This is a genomic window from Pinibacter soli (assembly GCF_029961145.1).
In the GTDB taxonomy this organism is placed as follows: Bacteria; Bacteroidota; Bacteroidia; order Chitinophagales; family Chitinophagaceae; genus Pinibacter; species Pinibacter soli.
In genome coordinates, this window is the sequence record NZ_JASBRG010000007.1 from 215,273 (window position 1) to 234,176 (window position 18,904).

Sequence of the window (18,904 nt, forward strand, 5' to 3'; positions counted from 1 at the left end):
CTTTTTATTTTTTATTTTTTACTTATTTCTCCCCGGCTAGTTCCATCACAACATCCCATTCTTCGTCCGTAACCGGCTGAACCGACAAGCGGCCGAGGCGCACCAGTGCCATATCTTTCAAACGTTTATCTGCCTTTACCTGCGCAAGTGTAACAGGCGTTTTTAATTTTCTCACAGGCTTCAGGTCAACCACTACCCATGCTTCATCATCTGTTGTTGGATCCTGGTAAGCCTCTTTGGCAACCTTGGCAATGCCAACAATTTCCACGCCTTCATTGCTATGATAAAAAAATACCTGATCATTTTTTTTCATTGCTTTCATGAAATTGCGTGCTGCATAGTTGCGAACGCCATCCCAAAAAGTTTGCTTATCTTCTACAAACTTATCCCAGCTATATTTGAAAGGTTCTGATTTTACTAACCAGTGGGCCATGTGAAGTTTTGAGTTTTAAGTTATGAGTTATGAGTTGTGAGTTGTTGACTCTATAAAAATAAGACGTTTTGATAATTGAAAATGGAAAGTTGAAAATGAGGTTTTATGCGTGGGTATCTATATTTATGAAAACAAGCTGGTTTGAGCTAACTTAACACACCCACAGAGAAAGCATTTTCAATTTTCCACTTTCAATTTTCAATTAGTCTAATTATTCTTCCCTTCCAGCATAGGCACAAACGAAAAGTTATCGAAAACTTCTTCGTGCAAGCTGCCGTCTGCCAGTTTGGTAAGGCGTTTCATCTTTTGAACGGCACCTTCTCCCAAAGGAATAACCATTCTGCCGCCGACTTTCATTTGATCCACCAACTTTTGTGGAACAAATGGAGCAGCTGCCGTAATGATTACTTTATCGAATGGAGCATAAGTTGGTAACCCTTCAAAACCGTCTCCAAAAAAGCATTTAATGTTTGGATACTTCTTTAATAATGCAAATTGTTTGTTGAGATCAAATAACATTTTTTGACGCTCAATCGTAAAAACCTGCGCTTTCATTTCCCCCAAAACACAAGCCTGGTAAGCACTTCCTGTACCTATTTCCAAAACTTTGTCAAACGGATTGATGTCCAGTAACTGACTCTGGTAAGCCACAGTATAAGGCTGAGAAATGGTTTGCTGCTGGGCAATTGGAAAGGCCCTGTCTTCATAAGCCACTTTGTCAAAAGCCGAATCAAGGAAAAAATGCCGCGGCACTGTGTTGATCGCCGTCAGTACTCTTTCATCGGTGATTCCCTTTGATTGTAGTAAATCTACCAGTTTTTTGCGCAGTCCTTTGTGTCGGTATGTATCTTCGAATGTCCTCATAAGTCGCCTGCAAGATACTTAAACCCTTTAAGAAGATTATTTTATTTGCCAAATACGGAGCTTATTTTTTTATTCACATAGAGTTGGATATCAATATGATAAAAACGTCGTTGCTTATTTTTTAATTAAGCGCTCAGGGGTATTATTTTAAAAAAACTGTCCAAAAATTTGCACAAAACAAAAACACAGTATATTTTCGTGTTGTGTTACGGAATTTACGTAACCGTTTTTAATCCGGTCCACTACCTATTTATTACCTCCCAGAAATTTAATATCTACAAGAGCTTTTAGGCCCGATCTAATCCATCGGTTTGCGTTATCCAATTCGATCTCCTATCGACATTTCCATATTTTAATTCCATTCCGCGAATACCCATCACTCGATGCGTAACTAGTTTTCGCATGTCTGAAGTGACCCAAGTAATCCGTTTTTACCTTATTAAAATATACAAATATGATCAAATTGTACCCAAACCGTGTGCGCAAAGCACTCTTGACTTTAACAGTCGCTTCTTTCTCTTCTATTTCTTTATTTGCACAATGCCCAACAGGATCTATCACCGCTGTAGACGGCGGAACTTACGGTAGCGGACAGATAGTGTGTGGTTCTAGCCTTGCCAACAATCAGTCAATTACTCTTAACAGTGGTTCACAACTGGTAATTCCAACAGGAACAACGTTTAAAGCTACTATTAATGCAGCAAACAATGTTGAGATCTATGTGCAGGCAAATGCAACTTTCCAACCAAAGAAAGTGAACAATTTCGGTGGTAAAGTCACTAACTACGGCACTACAACAATTGATTTTACCTTAGCTGGTGGTAGTCAGATTCTTAATGCATCGACAATGAATATTAACGGTGCTAATTTTAACGGTCAGGTTACTATTAATAACACTGCATGTGGTTATTTGACTACAAATGCGCTGACTTTTAATTCTAATGCTTCTACAATTACCAACAGCGGTTCGCTGCTCGTTAACGGCGGCCTGACACTTGAAACAGGTAATCAATTGACTAACAGAGGTCAAATGTATGTTTACGGAACTTATATTCTGCGCGGAAAAATCACTAACGAGGGCAAGCTTGTTTTAGGTAGCAATGCCGGTACTGGCATATCCGGAAACGACTCCCTGATAAATAAAAATGTATTGGTAGTAGACGGTAGCGCTACAATTAGCAAAGCGATCCGCAACGATGGTTTGATTTGGATAGCAGGTAGTACAACTTTTACATCAGCCAACAATTTCACCCAAACAAACACTGTTTCTTATCTCAGAATTGATGGGGCTGTTTCATATGCTGATGTTATCGCCGGTACAGGGTATGCTCGTATCGCAGGCGCTAAAAGCGGAACCGGTTCGTTTTTCTTGGCGACAGCGCCAACAGCTATAGATACTTTTAACTTTGTAGCAAATGGTGCTAGCCCTGCAAAACCATGTGGACTTGACGAGAGTTCTGGAATTCTACCAATCGTTCTGCAGAACTTTACTGCAAGAGCAAGTGGTAACGCAGCACAATTAAACTGGTCAACTGTTTCTGAATTGAACGGAAAAGCAATGATCGTTCAACGCAGCACTGACGGTACTAACTTTGAAGATATCCAGACAGTTGCTTCAAAAACAAATAGCACAATTGTTCAAAATTATTCTTATATTGATAACAACGTAGCGAATGGCGTTAACTACTACCGTTTGAAACTTGTTTCAACTGATGCTCCAGTTGCTTACAGCGCGGTAGTTGCGGTAAAATTCAGTGTGACTACAGAACAACAAGCGATCAGCGTGTTCCCTAATCCGTTCACTGATCATTTCACTGTGAAGTTTGCAGATGTGAAAGGCGGTGGTAATGTTGTTGCTAAATTATACAATGCACAAGGTGCTGTTATTTTGGTACAATCATTCAACAGTGCAGCTTCTGTAACAATCAATACACCAGCAAGTTTGGCAAAAGGTGTATACGTATTGGAAATTAGCGCTAACGGCGAAAAATATTATCATAGATTAATGAAGCTTTAATCAAGCATTCCGACACATTTCCTGAGCCCTGGCTTACGCCGGGGCTTTTTTGTGCTTTTGCCACAGAGGCACAGAGAACACAGAGGAATAAGAAAAAATCAAAAAATGTCTGATAGTAATAGAGCTTTTAGATTGTCGAACATTTTGACTTTTGACTCGAATTTAAACTCAGTGCCCTTTGTGCCTCTGTGGCAAAAAAAAGACGCCGTAAGGCGTCTCAAATAACTATAGCAAAGTCTCTTATTTCTTCCTGAAGAAAATCCTTATCGGAACTCCCTTAAAGTTGAAATCTTCTCTCAACTTGTTTTCAAGGTAATTCTTGTATGGAGTTTTGATATCATCCGGATAGTTCGTGAAGAATGCGAATGATGGAACGTTTGTCGGCAATTGCGTTACGTACTTGATCGAAACTGCGTGACCGCGTACAACCGGCGCGTGGTATGCTTTCATTGCATTTTGCATCGCTTCATTCAACTGTGAAGTTGGGATTTTGCGTTGCTTGTTTTCAAACACTTCCAACCCCATTTCGATGGCTTTGAAAATTCTTGTTTTATCTTTTACTGAGATGAAAATAATAGGTACGTCAGTAAACGGCGCAATTTTTAGCTTCAGTTGTTTCTCGTAATCACGGGCAGTATTGGTTTCTTTTTCCATCAGATCCCATTTGTTTACCAAGAAAACAATACCCTTTCCTTTTTTTGCAGCAAGACCGAAGATATTCAGGTCCTGCGCCGTGATACCTTGTTTCGCGTCGATCAGCAGCAAACAAACATCTGCTTCGTCCATTGCTTTGATGGCGCGGATAACAGAGTAAAATTCCAGGTCCTCACTCACTTTATTTTTACGACGGATACCTGCCGTATCGATCAAAACGAATTCTTTCTCGAAAAGGTTATAGTGCGTGTGAATAGTGTCACGCGTAGTACCCGCGATGTCGCTTACAATGGTTCTTTCCTCTCCCACCAATGCATTCAGCAAAGAAGATTTACCAACGTTGGGCTGACCAATGATCGCAAATTTTGGAAGCGGTTTTTCATCCTCCATTGCCTGCAGATGATCATCTGTGATAAGAGCACTAACTGCATCGAGCAATTCACCCGACCCACTACCGCTCATAGCGGAAATGAAGAATGTATTTTCGAGCCCCAGGCCGTAAAACTCAGAGGCTTCCAAATATCTTTCGTGGTTGTCCACTTTGTTTACTGCAAGGAAAACTGGTTTGGGAGAACGGCGCAAAAGGTCTGCCATTGCATCATCCAGATCGGTGATACCAGTAACGGTATCCGTCATAAAGATGACGGCGTTCGCTTCTTCCAACGCGATTAACACCTGCTTTTTTATTTCTCTTTCAAAAACGTCTTCACTCTGAGGCACAAATCCTCCTGTATCAATTACGTTGAATGACTTTCCGGCCCATTCCGCCACTCCATACTGACGGTCGCGTGTTACACCGCTAACATCATCAACAATAGCTTTACGCTGCTCCAACAAACGGTTGAAGAACGTACTTTTTCCCACATTGGGCCTTCCTACTATTGCCACTGTAAATCCTGCCATGATTCTTTATTTTATTTTGGAACGCAGATTTTTAAGATTGTCATGATTCTTCTGATGATATTCTGTCATTCCTGAAACTCTATTTCAATTAAGAATAATGCACTTAAACAATTCTTAATTCTTAATTTTTAATTCTTAATTATTTATATCCGTATTCCTTCAAGAACGTCTCATTATCTCTCCACTTCGGACGCACCTTTACAAACAGTTCGAGGAACACTTTGTTGCCGACAAACTTTTCAATTTCGCCTCTTGCCTGTGTACCCAACTTTTTGATCATGCTGCCTTTTTCGCCAAGAAGAATGCCCTTTTGGGTATCGCGCTGCACAATAATATCTGCTGTAATTTTTATTAAGGTCTGTTTTTCTTTAAACTCCTGCACTAAAACAGTGGTGTGGTAAGGAATTTCATCCTGGTACAGTTGATAGATCTGTTCACGGATCAACTCTCCCACAAAAAAACGTGTCGACAGATCACTCAACTCATCGCCTTCGAAGAAAGGTTCGCCTTCCGGCAAAAATGAAAGGATTTCTTTCAGCAATTCATCGATGCCTATTTTTTTTAGAGCAGAAACTGCCACTACTTTTTTTGCGTAGCTTTTCTCTTTAAAAAAGTTTACCGCGTCTTCCAGCTTTGTACCTTTTGCGCCTTCTATTTTGTTGATGACAACAAGTGCGGGCACTTTTAGTTTTAAACTGGAGAAAATAGCGTCACATTCTGCGAGATCTTCGTACAAATCGACGAGCAGCAGGGCCAGATCCGCATCTTCCAAAGCACCTTTTACAGACTGCATCATTTTTTCATGCAGCTTGTACTTCGGTTCGATGATACCGGGCGTATCGGAGAAAATGATCTGGTAATCTTTTTCGGTCAGAATGCCTTTGATGCGATGGCGTGTCGTTTGCACCTTCGGTGAAACGATGGCCAGCTTTTCATCCATAAAAGCATTGAGCAAAGTGCTCTTTCCCGCGTTGGGCTTTCCAAATATGTTTACAAAACCGGTTTTCATGACTTTTTTATTTCACGCAAAGACGCTAAGTGGCGCAAAGATCGCAAAGAAATTCCGTTAAATAGACTACCCATAACCATTCAGGTCAAAAATCAACTCATCTCATAGTTCATGAGTAAAAGATTTTGACTACTTCTTGGATTATCATGAATCCTTCTATTGAGTTCACGTTGTTCGCTATTCCAATTGGCTTCCTCAATTACCTTGCATGTATCATCCACACAATAGACCATATAGTTTTTGCCTGCCAAATCTTTATAGACTGCAGCTAATGCTTGAGCAGTACTAGTTTCCTGACTAATATCTAACACCATTTCTGAAGGGATGGAATAACCAATTATTGGAGTTCGCCAAGTACCACTTGGGTCTTTTTCTATGAATCTTACAAACAATGCTGGCCCTTTGCCAATATTCATAAGTACCCAATTCTTATTCTTTACTCTAATAAAATCAAGAACTGGCTTTTGCAAATTTTTATCAAAGGAATCTCTTTGTTTTTGAGCAAAGTAGACAAGAATTGCTATCGATACTGTTGCAATCGTTCCAATAATTTCAAATATATCCTTTACTATTTCCAAACAATTCATAAAGAAGATTAGCTTATCAAAATCCTCAAATGAAAAAAGGCTCATACGAGCCTCTTTTTGTGTTGCGAAGGGAGGGTTCGAACCTCCGACCTTCGGGTTATGAGCCCGACGAGCTACCGCTGCTCTACTTCGCGATATAATATGTTTAAAATGTTCAAGTTTCGTCCCAATCGCGGTTATCGCTGTACCGTTTGTTTCGATTGGAGTGCAAAGATAGGGATAAGAAATTGACTACCAAATATTTTTTAAAAATTTTCAAAGTTTTTTTGGGAGAACGCTCAATGGTGAACGCCTAATGCCCAATGCGGAGTCAGTGCATTAGGCATTAGGCCTCCAGCACTTTACTTATCCTTCTTCACAATGCTGCTCGCTCCACTGGATTGAATGTTTTTAACCAGGCCCGTTCCTTTATAATATATGTCGCTGGCTCCGCTCAGTTTTGCATCCAGTTCTTTATTTACAGTGATCTTTATTTTGGATGCGCCTGAAGCATTCAAAGAACACCTTTCTGTCAGGAGATCATATCCCTTAAAATCGCTTGCACCGCTCGCAGAAATTTCGAGCACTTCTGCACTGCCTTTTATATTTGTGTCACTCGCGCCACTCAAGCCAACAACCAATCTTTTTACTTCCACTTCACCTTTAAAATCGCTGGCTCCATTCATTGACAACTCAAGCAAGTCACCGGTCAATTTTCCACTTATATATACATCGCTGGCTCCGGAAGATTTGATCAACGTAAGTGTTTTAACGGCAATATACACACGTAATTTTTTATCTCCCCTGTTCCATTTGTGTCCCTGATCGTAAGATATTTTAAGCGTATGACCGGAAACCTCCGTGCGAATATGGTCGCGATCCTCCACATCTTTGGCACTTACAGCCAATCCTTCTTTATCGGACTGACTTATATATAAATCAATAGCGCTGGACACCTCAATTTCTGTAAAAGTGCCAACAGTTCGAGACACCGCGTTCGGGTCGTTTATTACCTTTTCCTGGCCTCTTGCAACTAACGCACCTATGGTAACTAGGATTAAAAAAATAGCTTTTCTCATTTGAGTTGTAAGTTATGAGTTTTAAGTTTTAAGTTTTGAGATGTTGGGTGCTACATTCAGAGGGGCAACCCCATTTTCAATTTTCAATTAATTAGACTTATTAATGCTTCCGCCACTTCCAGTAGAGATCTTCACAATATTGCCTGTTCCTTTGTAACGAATACTTCCGCCACTCGATGCTTCGGCTACGAGGCCCGTGCTTACATTTGTTTCGATAATGCCGCCACTGGCTACATCGGCTGTACAATTTTTTGCTACAAAGTCATATCCTTTAAACACTGCGCCGCTGCTGGTTTTTATTACCAGTTCGTCCCCGCTTCCTGAAAGAGATACCTGTGATCCGCTATTTTGGTGCACCACCATTTTACTGCTTTTCATCGTTCCTTTAAAACTGCTCCCTGAACTAAGACTCAATACCATTTGGCCGGAGCTAAGACTGCCGTCAACCGTGATCTGCACACCCGAAGAACCTTCTAATGCAGCGAGTTCCGGAACGGCTACATATACTTTCAATTGCTTACCCTTGGTGCCTCTGGGATATAAACTGTAATCGAAAGAAATCTTCAAAACACCGTCATGAACTTCAGTAATAAGATTGTTACGATCTTCTACTGTGGCTGCGCTGGCTACCACTTGTTGGGTTCCCTGGGAAAGCATGAGTTGAATGCCTCCCGATACATCAATGGCGTTGAATTTTCCCACGGTTCTCACTTCTGCGTTGTTGTCTTTCACAACTTTATTCTGCGCTATGGCAACCATGGCAAATGCGAGGCCCAGCAAGGACAAGAGCATTTTTTGCATAACAGTTATTTTAAGGTGTGACGGCCCTGCGGAAAAAAAGTTACAGGTTTTTCCATTTTTTATCCATTAATTTTGCGGTATTATTTACAATCAATTATAACGACGTGATCCGGGCCCGGCACATTTTTGTAATCGACTTGTAAAATTCAGTTCCCGGGGTGCCTAATTTTTGCAAATGCAAAATGGCTGAGATAATACCCGTAGAACCTGATCAGGGTAATGCCTGCGCAGGGAAGGTGGCCAAAACTTCGTTGTTTCTATCCGCATTCGCTTACGCAGCATTTCCATCAAAAACAATTTTTATTAACCTCAAATGCATTTCGCATGAAAAAATTGATTTTGGGGATTTGCTTCATCTTGTTATCAATTTTCACTTTTGCCCAAACAATCAAGGGCAAAGTAACAGATGCTGCTACTGGATCTCCGGTAAATGGTGCCACTATTGATGTAGAAGGCGCCGGAATTACTACTACCAATGAAAGCGGTTTGTTTTACATGGCCGTTAAAAAAGGAACGTACACTGTAAATATTACCAATGTAGGGTTTAAAAAACTGGAAGAAAAATTATCGCCTTCTTCCACTGTCGCAGAAATAAAACTGCAGCGTCAGGATTTGTTTCTACAAGAAGTAGAAATCAAGGCTGTACGAGCTTCCGAGAAATCTCCGTTTACCAAAACAAATATCAGTAAGAAGGAAATAGAGAAAAATAATCTCGGCCAGGACCTGCCATTTCTCCTGAACCAATCGCCTTCTGTGGTGGTGAATTCAGATGCCGGAAATGGCGTTGGCTACACAGGCATCCACATTCGCGGAACAGATGGAACCCGCATCAACGTTACATTGAACGGCATTCCTTATAATGACGCTGAAAGCCAGGGATCTTATTTTGTGGATCTTCCTGATTTTGCCTCTTCGCTGAATTCTGTTCAGGTACAACGCGGTGTTGGAACGTCTACAAACGGTTCGGGGGCGTTTGGTGCAACGATCAATTTGAGCACCAACGAATTTAATGACAAGGCGTATGGCGAAATCAATAACAGTTTCGGGTCTTTCAATACATGGAAAAATACGGTGAAAGCAGGATCTGGTTTGATCAATGACCATTTCACTGTCGATGCACGATTGAGCCGCATAACAAGCGATGGTTATATCGATCGTGCAAGCAGCGATTTACAATCATTGTACTTGTCAGGTGCTTATATTAACAACAAAACATCTGTTCGTTTTAATTTGATAAAAGGAAAGGAAAAAACTTACCAGGCATGGAACGGTGTGCCGGAAGCCCTGCTGTACACAGATCGTACGTACAACTCTTGCGGTACAGAAAAGCCCGGTGATCCGTACAATAATCAAACTGACAATTACTGGCAGGACCATTATCAGTTGTTCGTAAACCAGGAGTTATCAAAAACCTGGTCGTTCAACGTGGCGTCTTTCCTGACTCGCGGTAAAGGTTATTATGAAGAATACAAAGCACAACAACCTTTTGAAAACTATGGTTTATCGGATACAACCATCAACGGCGCTCCGGTTACACAAACCGATTTGGTTCGTCAGCGATGGCTCGATAACTATTTCTACGGACAGGTTTTGAGCTTTCAACATAAGTCTGCCAAAGACGAAGTAACAATAGGCGGCGGCTGGTCAGAATATGATGGAAAGCATTATGGTGACGTGATTTGGGCGCAAGTAGGCATCCCGAAAGATTACCGTTATTACAATTATCCTGCGGTAAAAAGAGATCAGAATGTTTATGTGAAATGGCTGCATCAATTGAGCACGAACTGGAACCTATTTGGCGACATGCAATACCGTCATGTTTATCACAGAATGGAGGGCTTTGAAGATTTCCCTGAAATGACGATCTCCCGTCAGTTTGACTTCTTCAATCCTAAAGCAGGTATAAGCTACAATCGTAATAGTTACAATGCATATTTCAGTTTTGCAATGGCAGGTAAAGAACCAAACCGCGACGACTTCCAGGCAAATCCTTCACAACAACCAAAGCGTGAGCAACTGCAGGACTTTGAGTTGGGTATGGAAAAAAAGAGCTCATGGTTTTCATATGGGGCAACTTTGTATTACATGAACTACAAAGATCAACTGGTTTTAACCGGACAAATGAATGATGTTGGAGCTTACGTTCGTGTGAATGTGCCTAACAGCTACCGCGCAGGCATTGAACTGCAGGGAAGCGTGGTCGTGAACAACTGGATGAACATCCATGCCAACCTGGCTTTCAGCAAAAACAAGATCAAATCATTCAATGCGTATTTTGACGATTACGATAATAGCGGAGAGTGGGTAAAGCAAATTCCGAAAGAATATAAAAACACTGATATATCCTTCTCTCCTTCAATCATTGCTGGCGGAACGATCAACTTTATTCCGGCAAAATTCCTGGTGATCAGTTTGCCGGCGAAATTTGTGGGCAAGCAATATCTTGATAATACCCAGGATGAAACAAGAAAGCTGAGCGATTATTATTCGCAAAATGTGATGGCGACATTTACCATCAAGCATTTACTGTTCAGCGAGTGGAACATCATCGGCCAGGTGAATAATGTGTTCAACAAACGTTTTGAAACAAACGGCGCAGCATATGCAACCATGCTAAATGGCTCCATCCAAAACGACAATTATTACTTCCCGAATGCCGGAACGAATTTTATGGTAGGCGTGAACGTGAAGTTGTAGAGAGACGGCACACAGATGACGCTTGGAGATTTCACGCAAAGGCGCAAAGGAAAAACAAAGAACGCAAAGGGTTTCACGCAGCGAACGCAACAAAGCGGGCGATGCAGGGGAGGTTATCGTTTGGAGTTTGTTGATGGGTTAAAGAGTCTGGAATATAGATCTTTTAAAAAACTTACGTTGAAACGTCGACCTTCGAGAACTCTTTGCGTCGCTTTTTCGCAGCGTTCGCTGCGTGAAAAAAAACAGTTTTCTTGCATGAAAAAATATTCCTTTGCGCCTTTGCGTGAAATCTTATCTGTGTGCCAATAAATTTTACCTTCGCACGCATGAAAGTTTTCAAATTTGGCGGGGCCAGCGTTAACAGCATTGAACGTATTCAAAATGTAGCCTCTATTCTTCGCAGCTTTTCAAGTGAAAAAATATTGATTGTCATTTCTGCCATCGGCAAAACCACCAATGCATTGGAGAAGGTGGCGGAAGCTTTCTTTGAGGGCGAAAAAGAAAAGGCGCTCGAACTTTTCACTGCAATTAAAAATGAACATCTGGAAACAGCGAAGCAACTCCTGCAACAAAATGTGCAGAGAGCAAACGACCGGTTGCTGGATATTTTCACGGAAGTTGAATGGCTGTTACACGACAGACCGGTTCGGGAGTTTGACTACTATTATGATCAGATAGTCTGTACCGGTGAATTACTTTCTACAGCGATCATTAGTTTGTATTTGAATGACCAGCAAATCTCCAATACATGGATCGATGTGCGTGATATTTTCAGGACCGATAATAATTTCCGTGATGCCAATATTGATTGGGCATTTACTGAACAGCAAGTGAATGAGCAGGTATTGCCATTGTTTGACGAAACCAACTTTGTCATCACACAAGGTTTTATTGGCGCTACTGCCGATAACGAAAGCACGACACTTGGTCGCGAAGGAAGTGACTACACCGCTGCTATTTTCGCCAACATGCTGAATGCAGAAAGCCAAACAATCTGGAAAGATGTGGAAGGGGTGATGAATGCCGATCCCAAATTATTTCCTGCTGCACAACTGATCAACGAGCTGAACTATAAAGAAGTGATCGAGATGGCTTACTACGGCGCACAGGTCATTCACCCTAAAACCATCAAACCGCTGCAGAACAAGAACATTCCTTTATTGGTAAAATGTTTTTTAAATAAAGATTTACCGGGAACGATCATTCACAACAGCAAAGTAAACAACTTGCCCCCTATCATTGTGATCAAAACAAACCAGGTGTTGCTGCAATTGAATTCTAAAGATTATTCTTTTGTAGGCGAACATGCGGTGGGCAAATTGTATCAGCTGCTGGAAGCGCAAAACATGCGTCCAAACCTCACTCAAAATGCGGCAATTAGTTTTGTTTGCTGTGTAGATAACAAACCAGAGAAGATTGAAAAGATCGCTGCTGCCGCTTCCGAAATGTTTGATGTGCAATTGCAAAAAGATTTGACGTTGCTAACGGTTCGCCATTACAACAACGGCATTCTCGACGAACTGATTGCCGATAAGAAATTGTTGATTAAGCAGCAGACGGTGGACACAGTGCAGGCGCTGGTGGCAGCAATTTGAGAATTTGAAGATTTGAAAATTTGAAAATTCGTTCAGTGTATCAGTCGTTATTTAGTATTGGCAGCCCATAAGGCTAATAATATAAATGCGGAATGATTCACCTAAAGCATTTTCAAATTAGCAAATTTTCAAATTATGCCGGAAAGAATTCTGCCAATCTTTCTTTCATGGCTGCTGGCATAACAGTGCGCTGCATGGTCTTGGCTTCGAGGAAATACAACACTACTTTTCCTGTGTTTAACAGGTTGCCCTGCTCATTATACACTTCCTGGTGAAATTCAATTTTATGATGGAGCGGCAGCTCTTTTAGAATAGTTTTTACCGTTAACAGATTATCATACAGTGCAGGTCTGAGATACTTACAATGCATTTCCACTACGGGCATGATCACGCCTGTTCTTTCCAGTTCCGCATAAGCAAAACCCAATTGGCGGATGGCTTCTACCCTGCCCACTTCATAATATTGAGCATAGTTGCCATAATACACGACGCCCATTTGATCTGTCTCTGCGTAACGAACGCGTATTTGTGTTTCGCTGGAATACATTTTGTCAGGAATTAGAAATTAGGAACTAGAAATTAGAAGGCGCCAAGGTAATTAATAATTAATAAAGAATAATTAACGGTTGCAGCTACCGAGTGGATTGGCGAAATGAGTAACAATGCAAAGAAGCAGGGCGAATGCAATTCGCCCCTATATTTTCAACTTTCAACTTTCAATTTTAATTACTTCCCAATCATCCCATCAACACTTGCTTTGCCCGGTCCCATTAAAAGAATGGCAAGAAAACAGGTTAAGAATAATGCGGCGTTTGCACCGGCGCCAAATACGTCACCGTGATGTGCCTTAACGAGTGCAACACCTAACGCGATCGCAGGTGGAATGGCGAAGATGCGGGTAAACAACCCCACTACTACAAACAACGAACAGAAAAATTCTGCGAAAATAACAAGACACAAACTGGCGGGACTGCCTATGCCCATAAAATTCATGAAAGTATTTTTTTTGCCTGCGAAGTGAACCAGTTTGTCATAACCGTGTGGCATCAATAAAGCGCCTGCTCCTATTCTCAGTAAAAAAGTTCCAAGGTTAAAAGCCCAGTCAGCACAAGTAATTGACAACAATCTTTTCATGAAGAATTGAATTTTGCCAAAAATAATGGATATGTGGATATGTTGTTCAATGCGAAAATCAAAATTCAAAAGTAAAAATTCAAAAATCAAAACGGTCGCCGAATTTCTAAGAATCCTCAGTATCGGGTTCAAGGTTTTGACTTTTTACTTTTGAATTTTCATGCGGCTAGCCTTTATCTATCATTCATCGCTCCCAATTCATAACTAAATTTCCTTCTTTCCCCCAAGAAAATGTTAATACTCCTACTTATCCACACCTGTTTGGAACGATGTTTGGTCATAGGGAAAATATTTTGAAACTTTACCGCGTTACTATTTTAACAAGCCATAATTCATGAAAAGATATATCTGTACAGCATTTTCAGCATTTATAGCTATAAGTGCCACGGCGCAGCAAACAAAAGCCATTAACGATCCGCAGATTGCTTTTAAAGAAGCAAAGGAATATTTCCAAAAGGAATATTACAGTTTGGCTTATCCGATCTTTAAAGAATTAGACGTAAAGCTTACGCATCCGGACCGCACCGATAAGGCGCTGGAATATCTTGAGGTAAAGTATTACGCAATTGTTTGCGGGCTCAAACAAGATGAGCCGATGTCCTCTGACATGGCAAAATCCTACATTGCCGCCAACAACAATACGACGCGTGGAGAAATGATGGCCTATCATTTGGCAGAATATTTTTTCCGCCAAAAAAATTATGCCGATGCGGTGACATATTACAACATGGCGAGCATCGACGCATTAAGCAACCGTGAAATTGCCGATATGAAATTTCACAAGGCTTATTCGTTGTTTAACCTGCAAAAATTTGATGAGGCAAAACCATTATTTGATGCCATCAGGCAAATGCCAAAAGATCCCAACTATTTAGACGCGAACTACTATTATAGTTTCATTCTTTTCAACGAAGGCAAATACAAAGAATCATTGGATGGTTTCAAAAAAGTGGAGGACGCACCGAATTACAAAAAAGTCGTGCCTTATTACATCGCAACCATCTATTACAATACCGGCCAAAAAGACCAGGCACTTTCATACGCGGAAGCAAAACTGAAAAAAGGCGACCAGTATTATGATGCCGAGTTCAAGCAATTGATCGGCCACGCGTATTTTGAGAAGGGTGAATTTGCTAAAGCACTGCCTTACCTGGAAGCTTTTGTAAGCAAATCAAAACAAGTGAGCCGCCGGGATCTGTATGAACTATCCTATTGCTACTACAATGCCGGTACTTACTCAAAAGCGATAGATGGGTTTAAACAATTGGGTGGAAAAGAAGATTCGCTGGCGCAAAACGCAATGTATTTGCTAGGCGATGCTTATTTGAAAACAAATCAAAAAGCCAATGCCCGCAATGCTTTCCTGTTCTGCTCCAACAATAGCAGCAATGAAAAGCAAAAGGAAATTTCCCAATTCAACTACGGCAAACTTTCATACGAATTAGGTTACCAGGATGTGGCTCAAAGCGAACTGGCAAGTTTTATTCAACAGTATCCGAACTCTTCTTACATCAATGAGGCGAGAGAATTGATGGTTGCTTTAATGGCGAACACCAACAACTTTAAAGATGCACTTACTTTGCTGGAAAGCATCAAAACGCCTTCTGAAACAGTACAGCGCCTCTATCCCCGTGTGTTGTATGGCCGTGCAATGGAGTTTGTGAATGATGGTATGCTGATAGCCGCGAATGACTTATTGGACAAGGCTTTGAGAGCGAAGTTCAACGAATCGGTATTGCCTTTGGTAAACTTTTGGAAAGGTGAAATTTCTTTCAGGCTGGATAAAACAGATGACGCGATACGTTATTACAACGATTATCTGAAAACACCGGTGACAAGTGGCGACGTGAAACCGGTAAGTGCGAATTACGATCTTGGTTATTGCTATTTCAAAAAGGAAAACTATAAACAAGCACTTTCTTATTTTGACCAGGTTGTAAAAACACCGCGCATCAACAGCACGCCGGTTGAGCAGGATGCCTTCATACGCGAAGCGGATTGTTACTACATGGCAAAAGACTATAAGAAAGCAATTGGCATGTACGATCAGGCGATCAATTATTCATGGCCTTCAAGCGATTACGCGACGTTCCAAAAAGCAATGGTAGCGGGCGTTAACAGCAGCATGGACAAGATCAAATTATTGCAGAGCATTGAACGTATCTATAAAAATTCTTCGCTTGCACCAGACGCCAACATGGAGATTGCAAGCACTTATATGGCCGACGAAAAATTCTCTGACGCTATTCCTTTCCTTAAAAAAGTCGCTACTTCCAACACGGACAACGAAGCTTTAAAACCAAAGGCTTTGTTGAAACTTGGCATCGCTTACTATAACATCGACAACAACCAGGAAGCATTGAATCAATACAATGCCATCCTTAAACAATATCCAAATTCTCCGGAAGCGGATGAAGCGTTAGACAACGCAAAATCTGTTTATGTTGAAGAAGGAAAAACATCTGATTATGTGGCATTCGCGAAATCGATGGGCAGAAACATTTCTGTGAACCAGGAAGATTCGCTTGCTTACGCGGAAGCAGAAATACAATTCAGCAATGGCAACTTTAATGGTGCTTTGAACAAATTTGACAGTTATCTTTCCCGTTTCCCGGATGGTCATTATGCAATTGAAGCCTACTACTATCGCAGTGAAATTTATAACAACAAGAAAGATTACGCGAATGCGGTGAAAGGCTACGAGGCAGTATCTGACAGGGTTCCAAATAAGTTTGGTGAAAAATCGCTTGTACAGGCGGCACGCATTAACTTTTTTGATGTGAAAAACTACGAAAAAGCGGAGCAGTATTTTTCCAAACTAAAAGATTTTGCAACAACGCAGGAAAACAAACTGGAAGCTATGCGTGGACTTTTGCGAAGCCAGTACCAGTTGAAAAAATGGAGCGAAGCAGTTACCAATGCAAAAGATCTTGTTGCACAAAAATCTAGCAGTTCGGATGACAAAGTGTTATCCAACATGGTGCTTGCAAAATCTGCACAAGGCAACAATGATTTTGATCTGGCTATCTCCTACTACAAAAATGCCATTGCACTTAACAAGGGTGAATATGCAGCAGAGGCTCGTTATGAAATCGCTAGTATGTTGGTTAAACAAAACAAACTGAAGGAAAGCGAAAAAGCAGCATTTGAAGTGATCAACAAATCCGGTTCTTACGAATTGTGGGTTACAAAATCATACATTTTGCTGGGCGATATTTATTACTCTGAGAAAGATTATTTCAACGCGAAAGCGACTTATCAAAGTGTAATAGACAATTCGAGCAATCCTGAGCTGAAAGAACAGGCGCAGCAAAAGCTGACAGCAGCTACTGACGAAGAGAAGCAAAACAGTAAGCTGAAAGGTTGATTTTCCAATTAAGAATTAGGAATTAAGAATTAAGAATTAAGAATTTTTCGCATGTAGCATTCATTCCCAATTCCTAATTCTTAATTGATAGTTCGAGTTATTTATAATAAATAAACTAGCACAACATGAATTGTTCAAAATATATAATTGCCTCCCTAAGTCTGGTTACGCTGAGTAAAGCAATGTTGGCGCAGGATAACGGGAAGAAAAAAACAGTTGACATCACCTCTACCTTTAAACCGGTTTTGAGAGATGCGGCAAAGATCAATTTCACGGCCGTTCCACCAGCAACAGATTCTTCGAAGCCAAAACTGACTTACAATATTCCCCAGCAGCCCGTGACGATGAACTATCAGTCCGGCGCATTGAGTCCGGTAGCACTTCCGGTGCAAACCATCGATTGGCAAAACAGCAATTTCATTAAAGTTGGCCTGGGTAATGTACATTTACCTTATGTGCAGGCAGGCTTTAGCTTTGGCGATGCGAAAACTGCCTCGTTAAACATATTTGCCAAAGGCTACAGTTCAAAAGGCAACCTGGAAAATCAGAAAAACAGCTATGCAAATGTGGGACTGAAAGGTTTTCTGAAAACAGGTAAAAACATGCAATGGGATGGCAAACTCGCATTTACCGGTGAGGATTATTATTTCTACGGATACAAACCCGATACTTTAAAATTCAATAAAACAGACCTTCGCCAACGTTTCCAAACTTTCGAAGGATCGGTTGGATTGCAGAATATTAGTGCGACCGAATTTGGTGTGAATTACCATCCAAATCTGCGCATAACCGACTTTAAAGGAAAAAACAGCCTCAGTGATGCAAACGAAACAAATGCTGTGTTGGATGTCCCTATTCAAAAATCGATTACCGATCAGTTTGCCGTTAATTTAGGCGTGACCGCAAATTTCACTTCATATCATAAAGCAGATAAAGCCACGATCAACAACAACCTTTATTATGTATCACCGGCTGTTGTTTACAAAGGCGACAATTTGTGGCTGCATGGCGGCGTAATGCCCTCATGGGATAGAAAAGATTTCCACCTTTTGCCCGACCTCATGGCTGAACTTACTACCAACGACAAGAAATTTACTTTACAGGCAGGGTGGGTAGGAAGTTATGATAAAGGTTCCTATCAGCGCTTTACTACAATGAATCCGTGGATCATTCAGCCGGATTCATTGCTGAACACCCGCAAGCAGGAGTTTTATGGCGGCATCAAAGGACTTTTAGGAAAGGCATTTACATACAATGCAAAAATTGGTGTGATCACTTATCATAACATGCCATTGTTTGTTAACGATACAGCAGACGGCAAAACATTTCAAACTGTGTACGCCTCTTCTTTGAACGCATTTCATATTCACGGGGAAATTGGCTACTCCCAAGGGGAACTGTTCAATGCAACCGCTGCCCTCGATATTAACCAATATAGTGGCATCAAGGGGCAAGCTTCTCCATGGGGTTTGTTGCCTGTTGAATTCAATGCAGACATGAGATGGCAGGTAATGAAGGACCTTTATTGGACAGCAGGAATCGCTGCGTGGGCACCGCCGGAGTACCGCACTAAAACCCTGGGCACGAAAACTGGCAAAGCTGCATTTGACATGAGCACCGGACTTGAGTTTAAGATAACCCGTCAGTTGAATCTATGGGTACAAATGAATAATATTTTCAATAATAAATACGAACGCTGGAACCAGTATAAAGTATATGGATTTAATATTTTAGGAGGCATTGTGTTTAATTTTAACCAGAAATAATAAGTTTGCAGACGGCAAA

General features: G+C 41.1%; 14 protein-coding genes, 1 tRNA gene and 1 riboswitch. Of the genes, 5 read left to right on the top strand and 10 right to left on the bottom strand.

What is annotated here, in order from left to right; translation table 11 throughout:
• Positions 1 to 22: 22 nt before the first annotated feature.
• Positions 23 to 433 carry an EVE domain-containing protein gene (locus tag QJ048_RS11875; protein WP_282334573.1) on the bottom strand — a complete coding sequence of 137 codons (411 nt, stop codon included), beginning with the start codon at positions 431 to 433 and terminating at the stop codon, positions 23 to 25.
• 207 nt (positions 434 to 640) lie between these two features.
• The gene (locus QJ048_RS11880) at positions 641 to 1,297 is read right to left on the bottom strand and encodes a protein-L-isoaspartate(D-aspartate) O-methyltransferase (RefSeq protein WP_282334574.1); all 657 of its coding nucleotides are present in this window, start codon (positions 1,295 to 1,297) and stop codon (positions 641 to 643) included.
• Positions 1,298 to 1,751: 454 nt separating this feature from the next.
• Between QJ048_RS11880 and QJ048_RS11885 the strand changes: the two genes are divergently transcribed.
• Entirely contained in the window at positions 1,752 to 3,314 is a 1,563-nt protein-coding gene (locus tag QJ048_RS11885) for a T9SS type A sorting domain-containing protein (protein WP_282334575.1), read from the top strand.
• 240 nt (positions 3,315 to 3,554) lie between these two features.
• On the opposite strand, the gene der is transcribed toward QJ048_RS11885, so the two are convergent.
• From der to QJ048_RS11915, 6 genes are all read right to left on the bottom strand, one after another.
• The gene (gene der / locus QJ048_RS11890; RefSeq protein ID WP_282334576.1) at positions 3,555 to 4,871 is read right to left on the bottom strand and encodes a ribosome biogenesis GTPase Der; all 1,317 of its coding nucleotides are present in this window, start codon (positions 4,869 to 4,871) and stop codon (positions 3,555 to 3,557) included.
• A 139-nt stretch (positions 4,872 to 5,010) separates the two neighbouring features.
• The gene (gene era / locus QJ048_RS11895) at positions 5,011 to 5,880 is read right to left on the bottom strand and encodes a GTPase Era (RefSeq protein WP_282334577.1); all 870 of its coding nucleotides are present in this window, start codon (positions 5,878 to 5,880) and stop codon (positions 5,011 to 5,013) included.
• Positions 5,881 to 5,972: 92 nt separating this feature from the next.
• A complete protein-coding gene (locus QJ048_RS11900; protein ID WP_282334578.1) occupies positions 5,973 to 6,512 on the bottom strand; it encodes a hypothetical protein in 540 nt (179 codons plus the stop codon).
• Positions 6,513 to 6,529: 17 nt separating this feature from the next.
• A tRNA-Met gene (locus QJ048_RS11905) sits at positions 6,530 to 6,601 on the bottom strand.
• 207 nt (positions 6,602 to 6,808) lie between these two features.
• Entirely contained in the window at positions 6,809 to 7,525 is a 717-nt protein-coding gene (locus QJ048_RS11910) for a head GIN domain-containing protein (RefSeq protein ID WP_282334579.1), read from the bottom strand.
• An 87-nt stretch (positions 7,526 to 7,612) separates the two neighbouring features.
• Entirely contained in the window at positions 7,613 to 8,326 is a 714-nt protein-coding gene (locus QJ048_RS11915; RefSeq protein ID WP_282334580.1) for a head GIN domain-containing protein, read from the bottom strand.
• Between the two features lie 144 nt (positions 8,327 to 8,470).
• Positions 8,471 to 8,578: riboswitch (TPP riboswitch) on the top strand.
• Between the two features lie 72 nt (positions 8,579 to 8,650).
• Here QJ048_RS11915 and QJ048_RS11920 point away from each other — a divergent pair.
• On the top strand, positions 8,651 to 11,023 hold the full coding sequence (locus QJ048_RS11920) for a TonB-dependent receptor (protein WP_282334581.1): 2,373 nt from the start codon (positions 8,651 to 8,653) through the stop codon (positions 11,021 to 11,023).
• 326 nt (positions 11,024 to 11,349) lie between these two features.
• Positions 11,350 to 12,618 (top strand): aspartate kinase, encoded by a 1,269-nt coding sequence (locus QJ048_RS11925; RefSeq protein WP_282334582.1) that lies wholly within the window; start codon positions 11,350 to 11,352, stop codon positions 12,616 to 12,618.
• Between the two features lie 133 nt (positions 12,619 to 12,751).
• Here the strand turns inward: QJ048_RS11925 and QJ048_RS11930 are convergent, their stop codons facing one another.
• On the bottom strand, positions 12,752 to 13,165 hold the full coding sequence (locus QJ048_RS11930; protein WP_282334583.1) for an acyl-CoA thioesterase: 414 nt from the start codon (positions 13,163 to 13,165) through the stop codon (positions 12,752 to 12,754).
• 179 nt (positions 13,166 to 13,344) lie between these two features.
• Positions 13,345 to 13,752: a DoxX family protein gene (locus QJ048_RS11935; protein ID WP_282334584.1), complete on the bottom strand. Its 408-nt coding sequence runs from the start codon at positions 13,750 to 13,752 to the stop codon at positions 13,345 to 13,347.
• Between the two features lie 334 nt (positions 13,753 to 14,086).
• On the opposite strand from QJ048_RS11935, the gene QJ048_RS11940 reads away from it, so the two are divergent.
• Both QJ048_RS11940 and QJ048_RS11945 read left to right on the top strand, forming a co-directional pair.
• Positions 14,087 to 17,119 (top strand): tetratricopeptide repeat protein, encoded by a 3,033-nt coding sequence (locus QJ048_RS11940; RefSeq protein WP_282334585.1) that lies wholly within the window; start codon positions 14,087 to 14,089, stop codon positions 17,117 to 17,119.
• Positions 17,120 to 17,244: 125 nt separating this feature from the next.
• Positions 17,245 to 18,885 carry a hypothetical protein gene (locus QJ048_RS11945; RefSeq protein ID WP_282334586.1) on the top strand — a complete coding sequence of 547 codons (1,641 nt, stop codon included), beginning with the start codon at positions 17,245 to 17,247 and terminating at the stop codon, positions 18,883 to 18,885.
• Positions 18,886 to 18,904: the final 19 nt, after the last annotated feature.

Excerpts from the sequence above, each read along its gene's own strand:
- QJ048_RS11935 (WP_282334584.1), bottom strand. The coding sequence starts at position 13,752 with ATGAAAAGATTGTTGTCAATTACTTGTGCTGACTGGGCTTTTAACCTT.
- QJ048_RS11880 (WP_282334574.1), bottom strand. The coding sequence starts at position 1,297 with ATGAGGACATTCGAAGATACATACCGACACAAAGGACTGCGCAAAAAA.
- QJ048_RS11930 (WP_282334583.1), bottom strand. The coding sequence starts at position 13,165 with ATGTATTCCAGCGAAACACAAATACGCGTTCGTTACGCAGAGACAGAT.
- QJ048_RS11915 (WP_282334580.1), bottom strand. The coding sequence starts at position 8,326 with ATGCAAAAAATGCTCTTGTCCTTGCTGGGCCTCGCATTTGCCATGGTT.
- QJ048_RS11945 (WP_282334586.1), top strand. The coding sequence starts at position 17,245 with ATGAATTGTTCAAAATATATAATTGCCTCCCTAAGTCTGGTTACGCTG.
- QJ048_RS11920 (WP_282334581.1), top strand. The coding sequence starts at position 8,651 with ATGAAAAAATTGATTTTGGGGATTTGCTTCATCTTGTTATCAATTTTC.
- QJ048_RS11875 (WP_282334573.1), bottom strand. The coding sequence starts at position 433 with ATGGCCCACTGGTTAGTAAAATCAGAACCTTTCAAATATAGCTGGGAT.
- QJ048_RS11885 (WP_282334575.1), top strand. The coding sequence starts at position 1,752 with ATGATCAAATTGTACCCAAACCGTGTGCGCAAAGCACTCTTGACTTTA.
- der (WP_282334576.1), bottom strand. The coding sequence starts at position 4,871 with ATGGCAGGATTTACAGTGGCAATAGTAGGAAGGCCCAATGTGGGAAAA.
- era (WP_282334577.1), bottom strand. The coding sequence starts at position 5,880 with ATGAAAACCGGTTTTGTAAACATATTTGGAAAGCCCAACGCGGGAAAG.
- QJ048_RS11940 (WP_282334585.1), top strand. The coding sequence starts at position 14,087 with ATGAAAAGATATATCTGTACAGCATTTTCAGCATTTATAGCTATAAGT.
- QJ048_RS11910 (WP_282334579.1), bottom strand. The coding sequence starts at position 7,525 with ATGAGAAAAGCTATTTTTTTAATCCTAGTTACCATAGGTGCGTTAGTT.
- QJ048_RS11900 (WP_282334578.1), bottom strand. The coding sequence starts at position 6,512 with ATGAGCCTTTTTTCATTTGAGGATTTTGATAAGCTAATCTTCTTTATG.
- QJ048_RS11925 (WP_282334582.1), top strand. The coding sequence starts at position 11,350 with ATGAAAGTTTTCAAATTTGGCGGGGCCAGCGTTAACAGCATTGAACGT.